This window comes from Asticcacaulis sp., assembly GCF_051956075.1.
Classification (GTDB): domain Bacteria; phylum Pseudomonadota; class Alphaproteobacteria; order Caulobacterales; family Caulobacteraceae; genus Asticcacaulis.
The window spans coordinates 52,371-68,416 of the sequence record NZ_JBQCGA010000056.1 but is presented as its reverse complement, the minus strand read 5'-3'; the positions used below and the strand labels follow the sequence as shown (position 1 = coordinate 68,416).

Annotated in this window: 15 protein-coding genes and 1 tRNA gene; 12 read left to right on the top strand and 4 right to left on the bottom strand. The window is 63.5% G+C overall.

Annotation, left to right across the window (positions count from 1 at the left end; translation table 11 throughout):
* Positions 1 to 153: 153 nt before the first annotated feature.
* From ACTHLA_RS14740 to ACTHLA_RS14730, 3 genes are all read left to right on the top strand, one after another.
* On the top strand, positions 154 to 579 hold the full coding sequence (locus ACTHLA_RS14740) for an Lrp/AsnC family transcriptional regulator (protein ID WP_440190925.1): 426 nt from the start codon (positions 154 to 156) through the stop codon (positions 577 to 579).
* A 165-nt stretch (positions 580 to 744) separates the two neighbouring features.
* Positions 745 to 3,018 (top strand): TonB-dependent receptor domain-containing protein, encoded by a 2,274-nt coding sequence (locus ACTHLA_RS14735; RefSeq protein ID WP_440190922.1) that lies wholly within the window; start codon positions 745 to 747, stop codon positions 3,016 to 3,018.
* Between the two features lie 109 nt (positions 3,019 to 3,127).
* Positions 3,128 to 5,512, top strand: a complete 2,385-nt coding sequence (locus ACTHLA_RS14730; RefSeq protein WP_440190919.1) for a membrane-bound PQQ-dependent dehydrogenase, glucose/quinate/shikimate family — start codon at positions 3,128 to 3,130, stop codon at positions 5,510 to 5,512.
* Here the strand turns inward: ACTHLA_RS14730 and ACTHLA_RS14725 are convergent.
* Both ACTHLA_RS14725 and ACTHLA_RS14720 read right to left on the bottom strand, forming a co-directional pair.
* A complete protein-coding gene (locus ACTHLA_RS14725; protein ID WP_440190916.1) occupies positions 5,503 to 6,651 on the bottom strand; it encodes a pyridoxal phosphate-dependent aminotransferase in 1,149 nt (382 codons plus the stop codon). The genes ACTHLA_RS14730 and ACTHLA_RS14725 overlap by 10 nt on opposite strands.
* Positions 6,652 to 6,659: 8 nt before the next feature.
* Positions 6,660 to 7,565, bottom strand: a complete 906-nt coding sequence (locus ACTHLA_RS14720; RefSeq protein WP_440190913.1) for a DMT family transporter — start codon at positions 7,563 to 7,565, stop codon at positions 6,660 to 6,662.
* Positions 7,566 to 7,763: 198 nt separating this feature from the next.
* On the opposite strand from ACTHLA_RS14720, the gene ACTHLA_RS14715 reads away from it, so the two are divergent.
* The 5 genes from ACTHLA_RS14715 (at position 7,764) to ACTHLA_RS14695 (ending at position 12,302) form a co-directional block, all read left to right on the top strand.
* Positions 7,764 to 9,434, top strand: a complete 1,671-nt coding sequence (locus ACTHLA_RS14715) for an amino acid kinase family protein (RefSeq protein WP_440190910.1) — start codon at positions 7,764 to 7,766, stop codon at positions 9,432 to 9,434.
* On the top strand, positions 9,431 to 9,796 hold the full coding sequence (locus ACTHLA_RS14710) for an MmcQ/YjbR family DNA-binding protein (RefSeq protein WP_440190907.1): 366 nt from the start codon (positions 9,431 to 9,433) through the stop codon (positions 9,794 to 9,796). Before ACTHLA_RS14715 ends, ACTHLA_RS14710 begins: the two co-directional genes overlap by 4 nt.
* 37 nt (positions 9,797 to 9,833) lie before the next feature.
* The gene (locus tag ACTHLA_RS14705; protein ID WP_440190904.1) at positions 9,834 to 10,748 is read left to right on the top strand and encodes a class I SAM-dependent methyltransferase; all 915 of its coding nucleotides are present in this window, start codon (positions 9,834 to 9,836) and stop codon (positions 10,746 to 10,748) included.
* Between the two features lie 10 nt (positions 10,749 to 10,758).
* Positions 10,759 to 11,595, top strand: a complete 837-nt coding sequence (gene rlmJ / locus ACTHLA_RS14700) for a 23S rRNA (adenine(2030)-N(6))-methyltransferase RlmJ (RefSeq protein WP_440190901.1) — start codon at positions 10,759 to 10,761, stop codon at positions 11,593 to 11,595.
* A gap of 116 nt (positions 11,596 to 11,711) precedes the next feature.
* A complete protein-coding gene (locus ACTHLA_RS14695; protein WP_440190898.1) occupies positions 11,712 to 12,302 on the top strand; it encodes a hypothetical protein in 591 nt (196 codons plus the stop codon).
* On the opposite strand, the gene ACTHLA_RS14690 is transcribed toward ACTHLA_RS14695, so the two are convergent.
* Entirely contained in the window at positions 12,299 to 13,198 is a 900-nt protein-coding gene (locus ACTHLA_RS14690; RefSeq protein WP_440190895.1) for an endonuclease/exonuclease/phosphatase family protein, read from the bottom strand. The two genes, ACTHLA_RS14695 and ACTHLA_RS14690, sit on opposite strands and share 4 nt — an antisense overlap.
* Before the next feature lie 97 nt (positions 13,199 to 13,295).
* Here ACTHLA_RS14690 and ACTHLA_RS14685 point away from each other — a divergent pair, with 97 nt between their 5' ends.
* The 4 genes from ACTHLA_RS14685 to ACTHLA_RS14670 all read left to right on the top strand — a co-directional run bounded on the left by ACTHLA_RS14685 (position 13,296) and on the right by ACTHLA_RS14670 (position 15,909).
* A complete protein-coding gene (locus ACTHLA_RS14685; RefSeq protein WP_440190892.1) occupies positions 13,296 to 13,775 on the top strand; it encodes a DUF4112 domain-containing protein in 480 nt (159 codons plus the stop codon).
* Between the two features lie 66 nt (positions 13,776 to 13,841).
* Positions 13,842 to 14,717 (top strand): DUF2793 domain-containing protein, encoded by an 876-nt coding sequence (locus ACTHLA_RS14680; RefSeq protein WP_440190889.1) that lies wholly within the window; start codon positions 13,842 to 13,844, stop codon positions 14,715 to 14,717.
* Between the two features lie 2 nt (positions 14,718 to 14,719).
* The gene (locus ACTHLA_RS14675) at positions 14,720 to 15,448 is read left to right on the top strand and encodes a lysozyme (protein WP_440190886.1); all 729 of its coding nucleotides are present in this window, start codon (positions 14,720 to 14,722) and stop codon (positions 15,446 to 15,448) included.
* Positions 15,448 to 15,909 carry a hypothetical protein gene (locus tag ACTHLA_RS14670; protein WP_440190883.1) on the top strand — a complete coding sequence of 154 codons (462 nt, stop codon included), beginning with the start codon at positions 15,448 to 15,450 and terminating at the stop codon, positions 15,907 to 15,909. The genes ACTHLA_RS14675 and ACTHLA_RS14670 overlap by 1 nt, the downstream gene beginning before the upstream one ends.
* Before the next feature lie 48 nt (positions 15,910 to 15,957).
* On the opposite strand, the gene ACTHLA_RS14665 is transcribed toward ACTHLA_RS14670, so the two are convergent.
* Positions 15,958 to 16,032 (bottom strand) — tRNA-Thr (locus tag ACTHLA_RS14665).
* Positions 16,033 to 16,046 lie beyond the last annotated feature (14 nt).

The following is a 16,046-nucleotide window of genomic DNA, read 5'->3' as shown; positions in this document are numbered from 1 at the left end:
TCACGTCCGGTTAACCACGTTCTTAACAGATGGTTCGGCCTCTGTCGCCCCCTCAAAGCCATAGGGCTGTCTTGAAGCAGGCAGGTCTGTTATGTCAAAGGCGCACGATCCGGGACGCACATCATGACCACACGCACGACACAGGCGCCAGATTTGGACGCTCTTGACCGACGATTGCTGGCGGCGCTGCGCGAAGACGCGCGCCTGCCGGTGTCGCAACTGGCGCAGATGTTCGATATTCCGCGCGCCCAGGTCTATGCGCGGCTGGAGCGGCTGGAGAAGGACGGCGTGATCGCCGGTTATACCCTGCGTTTGGGGCAGGCCTTCACCAAGACGCGGGTGCGCGCCCACGTCATGATCAAGACCCTGCCGCGCCTGTGTCAGGAGGTCGAGGCGCGATTGGCGGAGATTCCCGAAGTGTCGGCGCTGTACGCCATCAGCGGCGAATGGGACATTATCGTGCTGGTGGAGGCCGCCGATACGGTTGAGCTTAACGACCTGATTAACCGCATCGGATTGGTGGAGGGCGTCGAGCGCACCACGACTTCTGTGATCCTGGCGGCGCGGTTGGAGAGATAGACTGACGCATCTAAGCCTGAAGGTCGGCGCAATGCGTTTCTTTTTCATACGACGCGACGGAATGCGCAATTGTATGCGTTTATCGCCTCACAACCGGATGTGACGTCGACGTTCAAATTCTTGTCCGGTCTATCGCATCTTTTTCTATCCGGGGTTTCATCTTTCATGATCACTACGATCTCTTCCAAGCTCTCGCGCCGACTGCGCGACGCGACCGGCCTGTGCAGTCTGATGCTGCTCGCCGCCGCCATGCCTGCCCTGGCGCAGGTGGCCCAGACTTCGCCTTCCGGCCAGAATCCTGCGCCGGACGCCAAGGCCGCCGACGCCAAAAAGGATACCGACGCGCCGACGACCGTCACCGTCGTCGGCCAGAAGCCGCCGGTGCAGAACCGGATCGACCGGCAGGTCTATGACAATACGCAGAACATCGACTCAACCTCGGGAACGGCCTCGGACGCTCTGAACAAGGTGCCCTCGGTGACGGTGGACGCCGACGGCAATGTGTCCCTGCGCGGAAATTCCAACGTCACTGTGTTGATGGACGGCAAGCCCTCGACCATGTTGCAGGGCGATAATCGTTCCGCCACGCTGCAATCCATGTCGTCGAACGACATCGACTCGATCGAGGTCATGACCAATCCAGGCGCGCAGTTCAGCGCCGAAGGCACGGGCGGCATCATCAATCTGGTGATGAAGAAGAACCGCAAGCCGGGCACGACGGGCGCCATCATCGCCAATGTGGGCTCGCAGGACCGCTATAACGGCGCCTTGTCGATTTCACGCAATTCCGGCAAGCTGACCCTGTCTAGCGGCCTGAATGTGCGCCACGACAACCGCAACTCCAATGTGACCTCGGTGCTGAACAAGCTGGATGCGACGACGGGCGACGTGGTCAGCGGCCAGACCCAGACCGGCGCCAGCCAGACCACCATGAACAATATCTCGGCCAATGGCGGGCTGAGCTACAATATCTCCGACGTCGATTCCATCGGCGCGCAACTGTCCTATTCGCGTCGTGAATTCGATAATAACGGCGTGTCGCGCTACGACCTGACCGGAAGCCTGCCCAGCGGAAGCCTCGGCAGCTATACGCGCACATCGGACGGCAAGGGGCCGCGCGAGGACAAGACGGTCGATCTGAACTGGAACCACACCGGCGATCAGCCGGGCGAGACGCTGAAAGCCGATCTGCGCGTCAGTTCGTCCAATGGCAAATCGACCTCAACCAATATCAACGCCTATGACGGCGGCGCAACGAAGGTGGATACGAAACTGTCGTCCAGCCGCGCCACGGACGGCGATTTCAGCGTCGATTACACGCGCAATGTCGGCGAGAACAGCTTCCTGACCGCCGGGACGGACATTCGCTACGATTCCAACCATTTCCTCAATGTCGCCACCGGTCCTGACGATGTGGGAGCTGCTGCGACGCTGAACGCCCTGTTGTCCAGCGAGTTCGCCTATACGCAGACGATCAGCGCAGCCTATGCGACCTATCAGACCAATCTGACGCCGAAATTGACCGTGCAGGGCGGCCTGCGCGTCGAGAATCAGGATCTGACCACGCGGCGCGTCGATGCGGGCGTCGATTCCAACCTGAACGAAACCAAGTTCAGCCCCAGCTTCTTCGCCGCCTATAGCCTGAGCGACAAGGGCAAGCTGCGCCTGTCCTATTCGCACCGGCTGCAACGCCCTAATCCGCAGGATCTGAACCCCTACGCCACCTATGTCGATGCGCAGAATGTCAGTCAGGGCAATCCTGACCTGAAACCGCAGGAAACGGACTCGGTCGAACTGGGCTATGAATACACCGGCGGCAAGATCAATTATCAGCTCCGCGGCTATTACCGCGAAGATTATCACACCATCACCGACTATTCGTACTTCCTCGGCGACGGCGTGCTTTTGACCACCAAACGCAATTTCGGACGCGGTAATTCCGGCGGCGTGGAGTTCAACTTCCAGGGCCAGTTGACGCCCAAGCTCAAGATGCAGGTGAACGGCAACTGGTCGCAGCAGGAGCTGGACACCGGGACGCTGGCGGGTAAACAGACCGGCTCATCCGTGCGCGGACACGCCAATATCAGCTATCAGGTCACCAAGGCTGACCAACTGCAACTGATGTATTTCACCTCCGGCAAGATGCTGACCGGGCAGGGTTATCGCGCGCCTTTCACGGGCGGCAACCTGTCGTATCGTCATAACATCAACAAGAAGATCGCCTTCGTGGCGTCGGTCAACGATCCATTCCGCACCGCCAAGTTCAAGACTGTCACCAACAACGGGACGGTCTATAGCGAGACGTCGCGTTCCCTGCAGTCGCCGACCTTCTATGTCGGTCTGACCTACCTGCTGGGCGGCGCCGGCGGCAATGCGGACGAAAACCAGTGGGGCGGGCGTCGCTGGGGCGGCGGTCATGGTCCCGGGGGGCCGATGTAAGCAACCTCTTACCGATAATTTATCTCAGCCGGGGCAATCGCCCCGGCTTTTTTGTGCTTCAAAGCCTAGGGATGAAGGATCAATTCCTTTTTTCGGCGGAGGACTCGTCATGGCTGGGCCGTTCTCGCCTGCGCGCGCAGGCTGGTATGCTTTTATCCTCGGTATCATATTCGCATTGATCGGCGTCGTGCTGACGATCGGCGGCGTCTGGCTGATCGCCGTCGGTGGGAACTGGTACTACGCCCTGGCGGGGATCGGGCTGATCGCTTCCGGCGGTTTAATGTGCGCCGGTCGCGCCCTGGGCGTATGGGTCTATCTCGGCGTTTTCGTCGTGACGGTCATCTGGGCGTTGCTGGAGGTCGGGCTGGATGGATGGGGCCTGCTCCCGCGGGTCTTCGCGCCGTTTGTCCTGCTCGTTCTGGCGGTTCCGGCTCTGAACTGGTTGCAGCCGCGCGCGCCGAAATTCCCGCTGCGCGGCTATGGCGAACTGGCGATTTTCGCGGTGCTGTTGTGCGCGGGCGTCTATCTGAACAGTCAGCATAAGGTGCTGGCGCATGTCCCAGACGCGCAGGGCGGCTTCGTTTATGACAGCCTGAACACCGGCGACAAAGCGGATTGGACCTCCTATGGCGGCGGACCGGCGCAACAGCGCTATTCCGACCTGACCCAGATCAACGCCTCCAATGTGGGCAAGCTGCAACGCGCCTGGGTCTTTCATACCGGCGAAATTCCGAAGCATTATGGCGCGGAGCTGACCCCGCTGAAAATCGGCGACCGGCTGTACGGCTGCACAGGCATGGATCAGGTCTTCGCACTCGACGCGCGCACCGGCAAACAGCTTTGGCGCTATAATCCCGGCGTCGATAAGGAGCATATTCCCTATACGGCGGCCTGTCGGGGCGTCAGCTATTATCAGGTTCCGGGCGCAGCGCCGGGGACGCAGTGCGCGGCGCGCATCTTTGTCGGCGCGCTGGACGGGCGCATCATCGCGGTCGATGCTGCGGACGGCAAGCCGTGCGCGGGCTTCGGTCAGAACGGTCAGGTCAGCATCACTGACGGCATGGGCAAGGTCATTCCCGGCATGGTCGCCATCACCTCGCCGCCGGTGATCGTGCAGGGCGTGGTCGTTACGGGCCATCAGGTGCTGGACGGCCAGTATCGCTGGGCGCCGTCGGGCGCGATCCACGGTTTCGACGCGGTGACAGGCCAGCTCAAATTCGTCTGGGACGTCATGCAGCCGAACCTGCCCGCTGTTCCGCCGCCGGGCACAGAGTTGACGCCGGGAACGCCGAATATGTGGACCACGGCGACCGGCGACGATCAGCTTGGCCTCGTCTATCTGCCCATGGGCAATTCGTCGGCCGACTATTATTCCAGCACGCGCCGTCCGCAGGAGAAGCAGGTGTCATCGGCGTTGGTGGCGCTCGATGTGCATACCGGCAAGCCGCGCTGGGTGTTCCAGACTGTGCATAATGACGTCTGGGATTACGATCTCGGCTCGCAGCCGACCCTGATCGACTATCCGACGGCAGGCGGCATGGTTCCGGCGGTGGTGCTGCCCTCCAAAACCGGCGAGATCTATATTCTCGACCGCCGCACCGGCAAACCGCTGACCCGCACCGGTCAGGTCAGGGCGCCGTCCGGTGGGGTCGAGCCGTCGGAGCGTGCGCCGTATCAGCCGGTGTCGGGTTTCGCCACGGTGCGCAAGCCCGACCTGAAAGAGACCGATATGTGGGGCATGTCGCCGATCGACCAGATGATCTGCCGCATCCAGTACCACATGTACAGCTATAAGGGCTTTTTCACGCCGCCGACCCTGGATCGCTATTTCATTGAATATCCGGGTTATAATGGCGGCTCCGACTGGGGCAGCGCAGCGGTCGATCCGCGGCGCGGGGTGCTGGTGGTCAACTATAACGACATGCCCAACGCCGCCAAGCTGATCACGCGGAAGGAGGCCGACAGGATGGGCATTTATGGCCACGGCGATCCGCGCAATACGGTCAGCCCCAAGGGCGAGGACAAGGGCGCGCAGGAGGGCGTTCCTTATGCCGATATCGTCAATGCGGGTTGGCGCATGCCGGGAACAGGGCTTCTGTGCAAGGAGCCGCCATATGGCGGCATCCGCGCCATCGACCTGAAGACGGGCCAGACCCTGTGGGATCGTCCGCTGGGCAAGGCGTTGCGCAACGGGCCGTTTGGCATCCCGTTCATGCTGCCCATCGACATTGGCACGCCGAACAATGGCGGCTCGGTGGTGACGGCGGGCGGTCTGATCTTTGTCGCTGCCGCGACTGACGACCTGATCCGCGCCATCGACATCAGGACCGGCAAGACGGTGTGGACCGACAAGCTGCCCGCTGGCGGGCAGGCGACGCCGATGGTCTATGAACAGGGCGGACGCGAATATCTGGTCATCATGGCGGGCGGCCATCACTTTATGGAAACCCCGGCAGGGGACTCGCTGATCGCCTACGCCTTGCCTCAAAGCTGATCGAGGCGCGGCTGGCGGGCAAACCAGTCCGTCAGCCGCCGGATCGCTTCGCGGATTTCCTCTGTCGAAACGGCGAAGCTGAAGCGGATGAAGCGATGTCCATCGACCGGGTCGAAGTCGCGCCCGGTGGCCGCCGCCACGCCGGTTTCCGCCAGCATGTTGTGACAGAAGGCGAGACTGTCTTCGGTCAGGTGGCCAATATCGGCGTAGATGTAAAAAGCGCCGTCGGGCGGGGCGATGCGGTTCAAACCCAGTGCAGGCAGGGCGTCGAGCAACAGGTAACGATTGCGGGCGTAGGTCGCGGCGTAGGCCTGAAGCTCCTCTGTCGCGTCCATCGCCACGACGGCGGCGTGCTGGCTGAGCGACGGCGGCGTCAGGAACAGGTTGCTCATCAGGGCGCGCGCCTTGTGGCGCAGGTCGTCGGGCGCAACCAGCCAGCCCAGTCGCCAGCCGACCATGCTGAAATATTTGGAGAAACCGTTGATCACTAAGGCGTCCGGCGCGAATTGCAGGATTGACGGCGTCGCGCCGATATAGCTGAGGCCGTGATAGATTTCATCCGATACGATGCGGATATGACGTTCGCGGCAGACCTCTGCGATGGCGCGCAGGTCGGCTTCGGGCAGGATTGTGCCCGTCGGATTGGCGGGACTGGCGATGATCACGCCTTCGGGCGCCGGATCGAGGGCGCGCAAGGCGTCGGCGGTGAGCTGGAAGCGCGCGTCCGCGCCGCACGCAATCTCAACCGGCGCCATGCCGAGCGCGCGTAAGGTGTTGCGGTAGGCGACATAGCCGGGCCGGGCCAGGGCGATGCGCGCGCCGGGCTTGAACGCTGCGGTCAAGGCTAGAACGAGGGCAGGCGATGCGCCGCAGGTCAGGATGAAGCGGTCCGGCGCGAGGTCGAGGCCGTAGGTTTCAGCATAGTGTCGCGACAGGCGCGCCTTGAGCGGGACGCTTTCCCAATAGCCCATAGGGTCGGAATCGAGCACCTGATGCGCGACCGCGATGGTGGCTTTCGGCGCGCCGGTCGAGGGCTGGCCGAACTCCATATGGATGACGGAGCGGCCTTCGTCCGCCATCCGGTAGGCGGCGCGGCTGATGTCGAGCGTCAGAAAGGGTTGAATATCGTCTTGGGGCATATTTGAAATCAATGTTGACGAAGGCGTTGCGCTTCGGCGAGGACAATGCCGCCGCCGACGAGGGCGATGGCGATCAGATGGAAGCCTTCCAGGTGGGCGTGAAGCAGAAAAATAGACTGCAAAATGCCGAAAATAGGCAGCAAATTGATAAAAAGTGCGGCGCGATTGGCCCCAATCAGCTCAATCCCACCCACCCAGGTCGCCGACGAGATCAGGGCGACGAAAATGGCGGCGTAGCCTGCGACCAGCCAGCCGGTGAGATCGGGCGCGGGCAGCGGATGCGAGGCCGCGCGCCAGATCAGAAATGGGACGCAGGTGACGGCGGCGGCCAGACACGGTATGGCCAGAAAGCTGCGCCAGTGCAGTGGCGGCTTCCATTTAAGACCGACCGAATAGCCCGCATAGATCACGACCGCCAGCAGCATCAGCGCGTCGCCCGCATTGAGGCGCAGGCGTAAAAGGCCGTCAGGATGGCCATGCGTGGCGGTGATGATGACGCCCGCCAGTGTAAGCGCGCCGCCGATCAGTTGCGCGGCTGTGGTTTTCAGGCGAAACAGCAGAAAATTACCGATGAAGATCACGAACGGGATCGCCGCTTGTTCGATCATCACATTGATAACGCTCGTCTTTGTCAGGGCTGTATAAAGCAGAATATTAAAGATGGCGAAGCCGGAGGCGCCAAAGGCGAATAGCTTGAGCCCATGCCGCCGGATCACCGGCCAGTCGCCTTTGAGCTGTTTCAATGACAGACTGATGATGACGACGGCGGCGATCCCCCAGCGCAGCGACGTCAGCAGGATCGGGTCGATATGGCCCGCGCCGATCTTGCCCGCCACGCTGTTGCCCGCCCAGATAAAGGCGGTCAGGGTCAGCAGGGCATAGGCTTTGAGAGACGAGGGTGCGGCGGTGGACATCGAATGATTGTGGCTGTGGTCAGAAAAGATACCCCACCACCACGCCCTGCGGGCGCGGTCCCCCTCCCCAGCGAGCTGGGGAGGCATGAGGACGGCTGTGTTTAGCGCGCCGGACGGTCAACAACAATTGCAGTTTTCGCTTGGCCTGAGGGCGAAACTCTTATAGCGACCTGCCTGAATGTCTTAACAGGTGGCCTTATGTCTGTGCTCGTCGTCAAGTTCGGTGGTTCGGTTCTGACTTCGGAAAGCGCCTTGCAGCGCGCCGTCGCCGAGATTTACCGCTATGTGCGCGACGCCCGCAAGGTGATCGCGGTCGTGTCGGCCTTCAAGGGGCAGACCGACCAGCTCATGCGGCTGGCCGGGTCGTACACCCAAGCCTCGACGTCGAGCGCGACGCCGCATCTGGTGGCGACGGGCGAGATGCGCGCGGCGACCTTGCTGGCCATGGCGTGTGAACGTTCGGGCATTGTGACGCGCTTTCGCTCGGCCTATGAGATCGGCCTGCTGGCCGAGGGCGAGCGGCTGAACGCCAACCCGACCGCGATCCGGGCTGAGGTTCTGACTCGCGATTTGCAAAGCATCGATCTGGTCGTCGTGCCGGGCTATGTCGCGGAAAACGCGGCGGGCGAACCGGTGCTGCTGGGGCGCGGCGGGTCGGACATGACGGCGGTCTATATCGCCCATGCGCTCGATATTCCGGTGCGGCTGATCAAGGATGTGGACGCCGTCTATGACAATGATCCGGCGCAGGTCGGCGATCTGGCCAAGCCGTATGAGGCGCTGGACTGGGACGAGGCGCTGAAAATCGCCTTTCCGGTCGTGCAGGGCAAGGCGATGCGCTATGCGGCCGATCAGGGCATGCAGGTCGAGGTCGCGGCGCTGGCCAAGGGGTATCGGACCATTCTGGGGGCGGCGAGCCAGGTGCGCACGGCGCCGGTCTTGAAGCGCAAGATTCGCCTGGCCGTCATGGGCGCTGGCGGAGTCGGGGCCAAGTTCCTCGAACGCTGTATGGAATGGAGCGACCTGATCGAGGTCGATCGCGTTCTGGTGCGCGACCCGGCCAGGCGCCGCGATCATCCTTTGGCGTCGCGTTTTACATCGGATGCGCGCGCCTTTGTGCGCGGCGATGTCGATGTCTTTGTCGATATCGGCACGGGCGTATCGCCGTCGGCGGAGCTGTTGGAAGGCTTTCTGAAGGCGGGCGTCAGCGTCACCTCGGCCAATAAACAGGCGGTGGCGGCGTCGGGCGACAAGCTTCGCGCGGCGGCCAGGGCGTCGGGCGCCATGCTGACCTATTCGGCCAGCGTCGGCGGTGGCGCGCCGATCATCGAGGCGCTGAAGCGGGCAGTGAAAGACCATAAGATCAAGGCCTTCTGCGGCGTTCTTAATGGCACGTCGAACTTCGTCATCGACCAGGTCGAGGCGGGCAAGACCTTCGACGCGGCGATGGATGAAGCGCGGCGCCTGGGCTTCGCCGAGCCGGATTCGACCGCCGATCTCGACGGCACCGATGTCGGCGCGAAACTCAAACTGCTGCGCGAAATCGCCTTTCCCGGCGAGACGCCCGTGCATATCGAGGTCGGGGCGATCACCGAAGAGTCGCTGGTGATCCCGGAAGGCAAGGGCCTGCGCTATGTCGCGCGCTGCTACCGCACCGAGCGTGGTTTAGAGGCGTCGATGAAGCTGGAGGCGCTGGACGCCGATCATTATCTGGTCGGCGCGCGCGGCGAGCAGAACCGCGCCATAATTGAACTGGAAAACGGCGATGTCTGGTATGTGACCGGCAAGGGCGCCGGCGCCTGGCCGACCACCGAGGCGCTGCTGGCCGACGTGTTGCAGATTGCGCGCGAGCATCCGTTAAGGCCGTGACCCCGGAGCGCGCCAACGCCTTCTGCGCCGGCTTGCCCGCCAGCACCCATGTCGTGCAGTGGGGCGGCGCGGACGTCTGGAAGGTCGGCGCGGCGGACAAGGCCAAGGTTTATGCGATCTGCGGTGAGCAGGATGGCCATTTTTCGGTCAGTTTCAAAGTCTCAGCGATGGGATTTGAGATTTTACGTGATTATCCCGATTGTCGTCCCGCGCCCTATCTGGCCTCACGCGGCATGAGCTGGATTCAATATTATCGCGGCGACCAGATGACGGATGACGAAGTGCTGGAGCTGATCCGGGAATCGCATCGACTGGTGGCGGAAGGGTTGCCGAAAAAGACGCGGGCGATACTGGGGCTATAGACGCAGCCACTTTGCGGGAATCGCGCTATGCAAGGTCGTGCAAACAACTTCAGCCATCTGCCCAGTCTGTGAGACGCACGGCGCACGCAGGCTTTACGACCTGCCAGAGGCCGATGGCGCGGCGCGTGCAGCGGCGCGTTGCCGGACTTGCGGTCTTGTCTATATGACGCCGCGTCTGAGCGAAGCCTTCCTCTCCGATTATTACGCGCAGGCTGAGGTTTACGCTTTTAGTTCCGGCGAAGGGAACGACTATGCTGCGGTTATCAGCGACCGTATGAAGCTCATTGAGCGCTTTTTGACGGCGTCGCCGCAGGCGCCGCGTTCAGGCATGGCGGTCGATTATGGCGCAGGCGCGGGCGCGAGCGTCATGGCCCTGTCGAAGTTAGGGTTTGACGCGATCGGCGTCGAGATCAGCGAACATGCGCGTCAGGTTGCTCATGACCTGTTCGGCATTGAGATGCATGACGGCGATCTCAGCCAGTTTCCGCCCGGATCACTGGCTCTTGTCACCCTGTTCGACGTGCTGGAGCATCTGACCTATCCGCGCGCCTTTGTAGATACGCTTCGCGACCGCCTGCAACCCGGCGGCGTGGCCATGATCGGCGTGCCGAATTTCGATTCGCTGGACCGCCTGCTCAGGGGCGCACGGTCGAAGACCATGATCTTTCCGGAACATATCAACTATTTCACACGGGCCAGTCTGAGACGGCTCTTGGCGGATGCGGGATTTACGGTGCGCTATGTCGGTTCGCCGCCGCCTTATGGCGTGACGATTTCGCTGGGACTCAGACGTGGTTTGTATCGCCTGTGGGGACGCAACAGACTGACGCGCGCCATGGCTGGTTTTCTGGCGAGCGTGAAGCGCCGCATCGTCTATCCGCTACCCAATGCTCTAGTTGAATATTCCGGTCTGTTCGGGCAAAGCCTGTTCATTGTGGCGCAGAAGATTTGAGCGAACGAACATGAACTACCGTCACGGCTATCACGCTGGCAATTTCGCTGATCTGGCCAAGCATGCGGCGACGCTGGCTTTGCTCAGGGCGATGCGCGAGGGCGGGCCGTTGCTGGTGGTCGATACCCATGCAGGCGCGGGCGCTTACGATCTGCGCGACGCGGAGTTTGCGCGCTCAAAGGAGGCTGAGGCGGGCGTGCAGACCCTTATGAAGGGGGACGCGCCGGACAGTCTGAAGCCTCTGGCCGACTATGTGCGGATCAGAAACGCGCGGGCGGGGTTTCGCGACCGGATCGGCCTCTATCCGGGCTCGCCCATGCTGGCGCTCGATCATCTGCGTCAGCAAGACGGCTGGCTGGGGTGCGAACTGCGCGCGGACGACGCCGAAGCCTTGCAGGCGCTGGTCGGGCGGCGCGGTCAGGTCGTGCGCAAGGACGGGTTTGCGACCGCCGTAGCGCAGGTTGAGGACGCGCGGCGGCTGCTGTTTCTGATCGACCCGCCGTTCGAGCGGCCTGACGACTATGATCGCATCACCTCCACCGTTCAGGCGATCATCAACGCCCGGCCTGATGCTGTGTTCCTGATCTGGCTGCCGCTCAAGGATCTGGAGACCTACGATTCCTGGCTGCGGCAGATGGAGCGCGAGGTGCTGGACGCGAGCGAGGCGCAGATGCTGACCGCCGAAGTCCGGCTGCGGCCTCTGTCGAATCCGATGAAGATGAATGGCTGCGTGCTGGCCTGCCTCAATGCGCCGCAGGGATTTGAGACGCAACTGGCGGCGATTGTCGCCGATGTGGCCGCGGCCCTGGGCGAAGATGGCGCAAGCGGGCGGCTGCGCGAGCTGTAGAGGGTGCGTCACATAGTCGTGAGGGCGATTCTCCGTATTGGAGTATCATCATCACCGTGTTATGCTGCGCCGCAATATGGTCAACCACCCCATTCATCGAGGCCGAGATGACGAGCATGACCGAGACCCCCTTCTATTTTGTGACCCCGCCCGCCATGCTGCCGGACGATGTCAAAAAGGCGTCCGAGCGCATGATGAACCTGTGGATGGGCGCCATGTCGCCGCTGTGGGCGCCGTTCTGGGCCGCCTCCAGCTTCGGCGTCGGCATGTGGGCGCTGGCGCGTAACGTCAAACCCGCCGAAGGCCTGATGGACGATATGAAGTCCGACGCCTGGCTGGGCCTGTTCAAGTCGTGGGGTCTGGAAGCGGGCGAATTGCACGAAAAAGCCGTCGAGGCGGTCGAGCAGGCGTCGCATGAGGCGCCAGCCGCGCCGGACGTCGCTGAAGCCGTCGCGGCGACGCAGGAGACGGTCAGCGAGTCCGTGGCCGAGGCGGCGGATGTGGCGGCGGAGGCGGCGCAGAGCCTGAGCGAAGCCGCGCCCGAGATCGCTAAATCAGCCTCGGTTGTGACTGAGGATGCGCCTGCGCCTGTTGAAGCGTTGACGGAGGCCGTTTCTGAGCCTGTCGTGAAGCCTGCGCCATCGGCGCAGCCCAAGCCGATCGCCCGCGCTGTATCGGCGCAACGCAAGCCGAAAACCAAGGCTTAAATACGACGCAAATCGAAAGCGATCGGACGATGGTCCGAACCGACGTCCGGCCCGATGCTTCGGTTCGACATGGACCAGTGCGCGCCGCTTAAAGCATTGTCGAGATTGAGCCTGAGCAGGGACGGCAGCGGCGACGGCCAGGTGCCGCGCAGGGCGGGCAGGGGCGTCAGATTATAATCATGCGCGACGGCCTTGAGCATCCAGGCGCTCAGATCGCTGTTGAAATCGCCGACCAGAACCACATCGCGCGCATCGCCGCCGTTCAGACGGTCGCAAAGACGCTCGAAAAAGCTGATATGGCGCGGTTTGAGGCGCGAGTCCGGGTGGTCGAAATGCGCGCCGATCAACCGTAGAGGCCCTTGCGGGGTTGCTATGGCGGCGACTCCGAAATGGCCGCCGGGCGCATCGACGGCGGGGAACGGGTAGCGTGAGAAGATGGCGACCTCGCCCTGATGACTGACGTAAGGAAGGCGCGCGGTCAGGCGCGGTTGCAAGCTTCTCCACAGCCTCGGCGTGGTTTCGACGGTGACAAGGATATCGGCCTGCTGCGCCAGCGCCCAGTCGGTCAGGCGTTCGGGCTGGGCGTTGCGGAAATAAAGGTTGGCAAAGACAATGCGCAGCGCCGGTCCTTCGGTTTTCGCCGCGCGTGGCGCGATCTGCGGCCAGGCGGCGACCAGCAGAAGGGCGCTGGCCGCAAGGGCGAGCGCGAAGGCCGCTTTCTGACGCAGCAGGCCCAGCGCGACCGTGATAATCAGGCCGACCATCAGGATCGGAACCGTGAAAATGTCGAGCATGTACAATGCGGTGACATGCGGGTCGCTCAGGCAGATCAGCGCTGCGATCATAAGGGCGGCGGCGGGGATCAGGCTTACAGGCGGCAGACGGCGAAGGGGCATGACGGCTCAAACTTGACACGCAGCAGGGGAAACCGCACTGTCGTGCGGTCCGGCTCGGAAGGACGCTCTGACACACGCTTTTGGGAGGCGCAAGGCGATGCGGGCGCGAACGCACGAGGACATTCTCAAAATCCATGACTCCGTCGATACGGTCAAACGCCTGTCCGATCGCATTATCGGCATCGGACCAATCAATCTGATCGGTCTGGACGGCATCCTGTCATGGATACCGATTCCCGGCGTCGATGTCGCCTATTCCGTGCTGGCGGGCGCCTTTATCCTCGTTCAGGGCGCGCGGGCGCGCTGCGATCTGACCACATTGATCGCCGCCGGACTGGCGCTGGCGACCGATGCGGGCCTGAGCTTCGGCGATACGGTGATCCCGATCCTCGGCTCGGCGGCGGACACCCTGTTTCAGGGGCATCTCTATGCCGCGCACATGATTCAGCGCAATATCGAGAAGACCCACTATGTCGAAGCCAGCGCCGCGCAGGCGCGTCAGGACGGCTCGCATGCGCAGAATGTCGCTGATATGCGCGCCATGAAGGGCAAGACGCGCGTGGTTTATCTCGGCTGAACAATCCCCGCCTTAAAAAGCGGGCGCAGACTGCATGGACAGTTTTGACGTCCATGAGGTCTTGTCGTGAGCGATGCAACGCCCCGTCTCGGTCTGTCTTTGATCGGCGACCACGCCCAGAAACAGCTTGTCATGAACGCCGCCCTGATGCGGCTGGAAAGCCTCGTACAGGCGCGCGTGATCAGCCGTGCGACCGCCGCCGAGCCGTCTTCGCCCGGTGACGGCGACGCCTATATCCTGCCCGCAAGTCCCACGGGCGCAACCTGGGGGAGTTTGAGCGCCGGGACGTTGGCGCGCGCCGAGAGCGGAACCTGGGAGGTGGTGGACATCCCCGAAGGCGCGCTGGTTCTGATCGGCGACGAAGGCCGGTTCGTATTGAAGATCGGCGGGGCCTGGGTCGCGTTCGAGACGGCGATCAAGGCGTTGTCCGACCTGACGGGGCTGGGGATCGGCGCAACGCCGGACAGCTATAATGTCATGATCGTGCGCGGCGCGGCGGCGCTTCTGACCGCGGGCGATGACGGCGATTTCAGCCTCAGTCTGAACAAGGCGGCCAGCGGCCACAGCGCGCAGATTCTGATGCAGGACGCTTATGTTACGCGGGCGGTCGTCGGCTTGCTGGGCGACGATACGCTCAGCTTCAAGGTGTCGCCGGACGGGGCGAGCTACGTCACCGCGCTGAGCATCGCGTCGGACGGTTCGGTGGCGACGCCCGCCGGGACGCTGATCGACGCAGGCGGACGGCTGGCCCTGCCGGTCTGCCTGGTGGCGGAGCTGCCGACCACGGGCGTGGCGGCGGGAACCTTGGCCTATGCCAGCGATGCGCGCGTGTTTGACGGCGCGGGCGCGCAGGAGACGGCGGGCGCAGGTTCGGGCGGGCTGGCGTGCTGGAGCGGATCGGACTGGCGGCTGGCCGGAACCAATGTGGCGGTGGCGGCATGAGGATGGTGCGGTTCGACGCGCTGCGGCACTGGTCCACCTGGCTGTGGAGCGCGGCTCTATTTGTGCTGGGGGCGGCCTTGATCCTGCCGGGCTGGCTGGTTCAGCTTCTGCCGGGCGTGCTGCCGGTTCTGCATGGCGCTGCGCATGAGCGGGCGGCGTTGATTCTGGGCGTGGCGGGGCTGGCGGCCAAGTTCGTGGCGCAGGACACGGTGCGCGAACGGCTCGGTCGGGTCAGGGCGTGGCTAAAACGCATGCAGGCGTCGGGCGGGGCGGTGAGGACGCAGGCTGCGGCGTCCGCAGCGCTGGCGGCGGCTCTGGCGCTGGCGATTCCGCTGATCGCGCACTGGGAGGGGCGGGCGAACGATCCCTATCTCGATATGGGGCGGATTCTCACCGTTTGTTTTGGCCATACGGGCGACGTGCAGGCGCGGCGCTATGAGGACGCCGAGTGCGCGGCGCTGCTGCGGAAGGACGCACTGGCGCATGCGCAGCCGGTGCTGGCCTGTTCGCCGCGGCTGGCCGGGCGGGTCGCCATGCTGGCGGCGTTTACGAGCTTTAATTTCAACACCGGCGCCTATTGCCGGTCGTCGATTCCGGCGCTGGTGGCGAAGGGCGAGGACCGCGCCGCCTGCGCGCAGCTATCGCGCTGGGTCTATGTCAAGGGGCGTCGCGTCGCGGGGCTGGCGCGCCGCCGCGCCGCCGAGCGCCAACTGTGCGAGCGGGGGCTGTGATGTGGAAGGATGCGGGCGCGCTGGCGCTGATCTTGATCGCGGCTTACGGCGCCGGTTACCTGACGCGGGCTCTTTCCGAACACGCGGCGGATCAGACGCGCGCGGCGACGGCGCAGGTTCAGGCCGCGGCGCAGGCCCAAAAGTCCGAAACCCGGTTGATTGTCGTTCACGATAAGGCCGCGCAGGCGGCGAAGGAGGCGCATGATGAGATCGCCAAAGCTGCGGCGGATCAGCCAGGTTGCGATGAGTCTGCTGTTATCGACGCCTGGCGCGGCGGGCTTGAGCGCGTGCGTCAGGCCGCCGACGCCCGTGATGGTTCCGCCGATGGCGCGGCAAGCCTGTCGGTCGCCGGATCCGGCGACGGTGCGGACGGTCGCGGATCTGGCGGACTTTTCGATCGCGCAGGAAGTCGCGCTGACGAGCTGCGAAGCCAAACGCAAAGCGCTGATCGAAGCGATTGACAAGAGGGGGAAGGGGGGGAGCCATGACCTTGTCGGTCTGGCTCCCCGTGGTGCCGCCGGGCAGGATTGAACTGCCGACCTCAGCCTTACCAAGGATGCGCTCTACCACTGAGCTACGGCGGCGAAGGCGTGCGTCA

Coding starts and splice junctions, on each gene's coding strand:
- ACTHLA_RS14730 (WP_440190919.1), top strand. CDS start 3,128: ATGGCTGGGCCGTTCTCGCCTGCGCGCGCAGGCTGGTATGCTTTTATC.
- ACTHLA_RS14685 (WP_440190892.1), top strand. CDS start 13,296: ATGCGGGCGCGAACGCACGAGGACATTCTCAAAATCCATGACTCCGTC.
- ACTHLA_RS14715 (WP_440190910.1), top strand. CDS start 7,764: ATGTCTGTGCTCGTCGTCAAGTTCGGTGGTTCGGTTCTGACTTCGGAA.
- ACTHLA_RS14735 (WP_440190922.1), top strand. CDS start 745: ATGATCACTACGATCTCTTCCAAGCTCTCGCGCCGACTGCGCGACGCG.
- ACTHLA_RS14690 (WP_440190895.1), bottom strand. CDS start 13,198: ATGCCCCTTCGCCGTCTGCCGCCTGTAAGCCTGATCCCCGCCGCCGCC.
- ACTHLA_RS14725 (WP_440190916.1), bottom strand. CDS start 6,651: ATGCCCCAAGACGATATTCAACCCTTTCTGACGCTCGACATCAGCCGC.
- ACTHLA_RS14695 (WP_440190898.1), top strand. CDS start 11,712: ATGACCGAGACCCCCTTCTATTTTGTGACCCCGCCCGCCATGCTGCCG.
- ACTHLA_RS14670 (WP_440190883.1), top strand. CDS start 15,448: ATGTGGAAGGATGCGGGCGCGCTGGCGCTGATCTTGATCGCGGCTTAC.
- ACTHLA_RS14720 (WP_440190913.1), bottom strand. CDS start 7,565: ATGTCCACCGCCGCACCCTCGTCTCTCAAAGCCTATGCCCTGCTGACC.
- ACTHLA_RS14675 (WP_440190886.1), top strand. CDS start 14,720: ATGGTGCGGTTCGACGCGCTGCGGCACTGGTCCACCTGGCTGTGGAGC.
- rlmJ (WP_440190901.1), top strand. CDS start 10,759: ATGAACTACCGTCACGGCTATCACGCTGGCAATTTCGCTGATCTGGCC.